This window comes from Porphyromonas sp. COT-290 OH3588 (genome assembly GCF_000769075.1).
Taxonomy (GTDB): Bacteria; Bacteroidota; Bacteroidia; order Bacteroidales; family Porphyromonadaceae; genus Porphyromonas.
The window spans coordinates 1-4,886 of sequence record NZ_JRFC01000004.1 but is presented as its reverse complement, the minus strand read 5'-3'; the positions used below and the strand labels follow the sequence as shown (position 1 = coordinate 4,886).

Annotated in this window: 3 protein-coding genes and 1 riboswitch; all 3 genes read left to right on the top strand. The window is 48.3% G+C overall.

The window, feature by feature from the left end; translation table 11 throughout:
• Positions 1–235: 235 nt before the first annotated feature.
• The 3 genes from HQ48_RS01040 (at position 236) to HQ48_RS01030 (ending at position 4,701) form a co-directional block, all read left to right on the top strand.
• Entirely contained in the window at positions 236–1,513 is a 1,278-nt protein-coding gene (locus HQ48_RS01040; RefSeq protein ID WP_044231290.1) for an ATP/GTP-binding protein, read from the top strand.
• Positions 1,500–2,198, top strand: coding sequence for an RloB family protein (locus HQ48_RS01035; protein WP_044231289.1), 699 nt, complete (start codon positions 1,500–1,502; stop codon positions 2,196–2,198). The genes HQ48_RS01040 and HQ48_RS01035 overlap by 14 nt, the downstream gene beginning before the upstream one ends.
• 48 nt (positions 2,199–2,246) lie before the next feature.
• Positions 2,247–2,344, top strand: a riboswitch (TPP riboswitch).
• Positions 2,345–2,463: 119 nt separating this feature from the next.
• On the top strand, positions 2,464–4,701 hold the full coding sequence (locus tag HQ48_RS01030) for a TonB-dependent receptor (protein ID WP_044231288.1): 2,238 nt from the start codon (positions 2,464–2,466) through the stop codon (positions 4,699–4,701).
• Positions 4,702–4,886: the final 185 nt, after the last annotated feature.

Here is a 4,886-nt window from a genome sequence, read left to right as displayed (position 1 = left end):
ACATCAAAGCTATGAACGATTTTTGACAGGTGGCGGGCTAGCCCGCCACCTGTCGTTCTTATAACCATAGTGTTGCGTTAGAAAATGGAAAGTACATAGCCAAAAAGGGGCAAAATGCCGTGCAACGGTCTCATTTCATCTGTCGTAGCTGTCGCTCTCGATATAAATGGCTAAATTTGTGTGGTATGCCTCGAGGAATACTGACGTTATTGCTAATGAATTTATAGGAGAAGGTATGTTGGTCAATTTTACATTTCAGAATTTTCGCTCTTTTCGTGAAGCGAAAACCCTCAGCTTGGAGGCTAGTTCTATCGAGGATCTTGAGAACTCAGTAGTACGTCGTGCTGGCTATCGGTTGCTCCCGGTGCTGGCCATTTATGGGGCCAACTCTAGTGGTAAGAGTAATGTGTTAGAAGCTCTACGTACCATGCGTCGGGTGGTGGTGAACTCAGTTAAGCTAGATCCTACCGACAATCTCAGCTTCGAGCCCTTTTTGCTACGAGATACGCCTCAGAGAGAGAGCTCATTTGAAATCCAATTTATCCAAAACGATGCTTTATACCGCTACGGGTTCGATTATAACGAAACTAAGATCCTACGTGAATGGCTCTACGAAACCAAAAAGAAGGAGGCTTTCTTGTTCAGGCGTGAGGGCAGTCGCTACGAGATCAATCAATCGAGATTTAAGGAAGGCAATGGAAAGGAGAAGGCTACACCTCCCAATAGGCTCTTCCTCTCTCTTGTAGCGCAGCTTAATGGAGCTAAATCTCAGTTGATCCTTGAGTGGTTTCGTCGATGCAACTATCTTTCTGGTCTTAGTGGATCAGACTATGAGGGCTATACTGTACGTATGTTTCATAAGGAGCTAGAAGGCTGCCAAGAGGCACGTGACTTCTTTGGGAGAATGCAGCTAGGGTTTAATGACCTTAGAATATCGGAGAGAGAGTTTACCGACGAGGATCTTGCGGAGGGGGCCATGCCAGATCGTATTCGTCGTGAGCTGGTTGAGCAGCTGCAGGGAAAAACATTTCTGGAAGCACAGACGGTACACAATATATATAATGCTAAAGGTAAGATTATCGGCACACGGCACTTCCCAAAGGATCGTATGGAGTCTGATGGAACTAAGAAGCTGATTGAGATGGCTGGCCCTATTTTTGACTCTCTCCGACATGGTAAAGTACTTATCATTGATGAGCTAGATGCTAAGCTTCATCCAATTATGACTCGTAATATCCTCCAGCTCTTCATGAATCCTTGCAGTAATCCTCATGGAGCTCAGCTCATCTTCGCCACACACGATACCAATCTCCTCAATCTCACCTACCTGCGTAGAGATCAGATTTGGTTTACAGAGAAAGATCGCACTAGTTCTAGTGACCTATACTCTTTAGTGGAGTTTCGCTCGACTCCGAGCGACGAACGTAATGTGGCAAGAGATTATATTAACGGACGGTATGGTGCAATCCCATTTCTGGGGCTAATTGACAAAAAAGAAGATGAGAAGATCTAGGGTTGGAGCCACGCCTAAGACGAAGTTGGGGCGTAGGGAGGGGACACGCTCGCAGGCTGTTTACTTCCTAATCGTAACCGAAGGGGAGAAGACCGAGCCCAATTATTTTGCGTCCTTTGCGATGAATAGACGTCCCGAAGAGATTCATATTGAGATAGAGGGAGCGGGGCGTAATACTTGTTCACTCGTCAGATATGCGCTTGCCAAGCGTGCGGAGCTAGAGTGGTTGCTTCATCGGCAGTTCGATCGAGTCTGGGTTGTTTTCGATAAAGACGATTTCCCAGATCGGGACTTCAATGAAGCAATTCGTATGGCCGAGCAGGAAGATATTCGGTTGGCTTGGTCAAATCAAGCCTTTGAGCTGTGGTTCTTGCTTCATTTTGAGCTTCCTAGAGGTCCTGTAGATAGGCGAGAGTTTCGGCCTCGGTTAGAGTATCTCATTCAGCAAGGACACCCTAGATACAATCGAAAGCGCAGATATCGCTACAAGAAGAATGCGACCAATATGCGTCGTCTCCTAGTGGACGCAGGAGGTTTTGTAGATAGAGCTAAAAGAAATGCACGAACACTAAGGGGGCTATTCTCCGATACCAACTACGCACAACACAATCCATGCACTACGGTTGATTTACTGGTTGAGGAGCTAGAGCACCCCGAGCTAGTTCTATTGCAGAGGGCTTGGTAGTCTTGTTTTTGGTTAGATAGGTTTTTATCCTATCTTTGTCCACGACTTAGAAGGATAAAGGGGTGCTAGACTGTAGTCTAGCTGAGATGAGACCCTCAACACCTGATCCGGTTAATACCGGCGTAGGGATTTTCCACCATAGACAGGTTGCACGTACCACGTTCGAGTACATCCATACGCCCATCAAACCTTAATCAGGAGGGCCTCCTCCCCCGTTTTGATTTCTTCGCCGCGTATGTTCAATCAATAATCAAGATTATCATCGATGAAGCAAATTGCATTATCAGCTCTATGCCTTAGCTGTGTCTATGGGGCCACTGCGCAGAGCACAAGCGTACTAGACACCACTAAGGTGATCGCACTACAAGAGGTATCAGTTCTGGGTACCAAGGCTACTAAAAAGACTCCGATGTCCTACTCCAATCTAACCAAAGAGACCATCAAGAAGAGCAATCTCGGGCGAGACCTGCCCTTCCTCCTACAGATGCACCCCTCTGTCCTAGCTACTAGCGATGCTGGTACGGGTATGGGCTATACTGCCCTTAGGGTGCGTGGGGTAGATGCTGCGGGCATCAACATCACCACTAATGGTGTGCCCGTCAACGACTCCGAGAGCCAAGCTGTCTTTTGGGTCAATATGCCAGACTTCGCCTCTAGCGTCCAAGAGCTACAGATACAGCGCGGGGTAGGTACCTCCGCCAATGGTGCAGCCGCATTCGGGGCAAGCATCAATATGCGTACGGACAATCTGTCGCTCAAGCCGTACGCAGAGGTGGGGGTGAGTGGAGGATCGTTCTCGACTTTTCGTCGCAATGTACGTGTTGGCACAGGACGTCTCGGGGGACACTGGGCTGTAGATGCGCGCCTCTCCAAGATTACGAGCAATGGCTATGTCGATCGCGCTACGGTCGATTTGGGTAGCTACTTCGTACAAGCTGGTTACTTCGGCGAGCGTACGGCTCTGCGCTTCGTTACCTTTGGTGGTGTAGAGAAGACGGGTATTGCGTGGAATGGAATCAGTAAGGAGCAGGAGGAGAAATTTGGTCGTACATACAATCCTGCCGGGCATGTCAACCCCAAAGCTCCCGCCAATCAGGCCTATTACTACCCCAATACGGACAACTACAATCAGAAGCACTATCAGCTCATCTTGACGCATCGCCCTAGTGAGAGCCTATCCCTCAACCTTACAGGGCACTATACCGAGGGCTTCGGCTATACCGACGAATACCGCACAGGACGTAAACTGGTAGAGTACGGGCTCAATAAGTTTAAGGATGCCAATGGCAAGACTGTATCGAAGACTTCGCTTATCCGCCGTAAGTACCTAGATAATGATTTCTATGGTCTCATCGCTTCTGCCAACTGGAAGCAGGGGGCTTGGGAGTTGAATGCAGGCCTCTCGGGCAACTACTACTATGGCGATCACTACGGCGAGCGCCGCTGGGTAGAGAACTATTCCGAGCCTGTTTACCCTGAGAGTCGCTACTATCAAGATACTGGACGCAAGGGGCAGGCTGCTGCCTACGTTAAGGCCAATTATCAGATCACGCAGGCGCTCTCGGCGTACGCCGACCTACAGTATCGCTTCATCAACTACCGCATTGATGGAACTTATGATGGCTACGACTCCAAGCGCAAGAAGATGCAGGACATTAATCTGAATAAGACCTTCAACTTCGTCAACCCCAAGGCTGGTCTATACTATCAAATCGCCCCAGAGCATCACGCTTATGCTTCTGTGGCTGTGGCGCACCGCGAGCCTAATCGTAAGGGCTATACAGAGGTGTCGCCCGAAGACTATCCACGACACGAGCGTATGATTGACTATGAGCTCGGCTATGGCTACACAGGTGAGAACTTCAAGCTATCTGCTAATCTCTACTACATGGACTACAAGGATCAGTTGGTGGCTAATGGTAAGCTGAGCGATGTGGGTGGTGTGCTCCAAGAGAACGTGGACAAGAGTTACCGAATGGGGCTAGAGGTGATGTCAGCTTTTAAGCTGACTAGCTGGCTACGCTGGGACGCTTCGCTCGCCTTGAGCCAAAGCAAGATTAAGGACTATAGTTATCACTTCTCTACTTATGATAAGGACTGGGAGTGGTCTGGCCTGAAGGAAGTTAAGTACAAGGATACGGATATTGCCTACTCTCCCTCGGTGATTATGACCAACGCCTTGAGCTTCGTACACTCTGGCCTTGATGCTAGTCTGATCTCTCAGTTCGTCGGCAAGCAGTACCTCGACAATACAGCCGACGCCGTACGCAGTTTGCCTGCCTATCATACGCTTGGCCTTCGCCTAGGGTATGACCTGCCTCTGTCGCTGGCTAAGCAATGGAACGTATCTCTGCAGGTCAATAACCTGCTCAATACGCTTTACTCTAGCAATGGTTATATCTATGATACAGGTATCCAAGCCGATGGTACGACCTATAGCGATGTGCGCTACTTCCCACAGGCTGGGATTAACTTCTTGCTAGGTACGACAGTTACTTTCTAGTCTTTTCCGCTTTACCTACAGCTTTTATAATTTTGAGACCATTGCACGGCATTTTGCCGCTTTTTGGCTAGAAAAGTTGTATATATGAGACCGTTGCACGGCATTTTGCCTCTTTTCGGTTAGAAACTTTGTATATATCTCTGATTATTACTATCTTTAATATGTAATTAATTGTATCGACATGG

Bases quoted from the DNA above. Each gene is read 5' to 3' on its own strand.
- HQ48_RS01040 (WP_044231290.1), top strand. From the start codon at position 236: ATGTTGGTCAATTTTACATTTCAGAATTTTCGCTCTTTTCGTGAAGCG.
- HQ48_RS01035 (WP_044231289.1), top strand. From the start codon at position 1,500: ATGAGAAGATCTAGGGTTGGAGCCACGCCTAAGACGAAGTTGGGGCGT.
- HQ48_RS01030 (WP_044231288.1), top strand. From the start codon at position 2,464: ATGAAGCAAATTGCATTATCAGCTCTATGCCTTAGCTGTGTCTATGGG.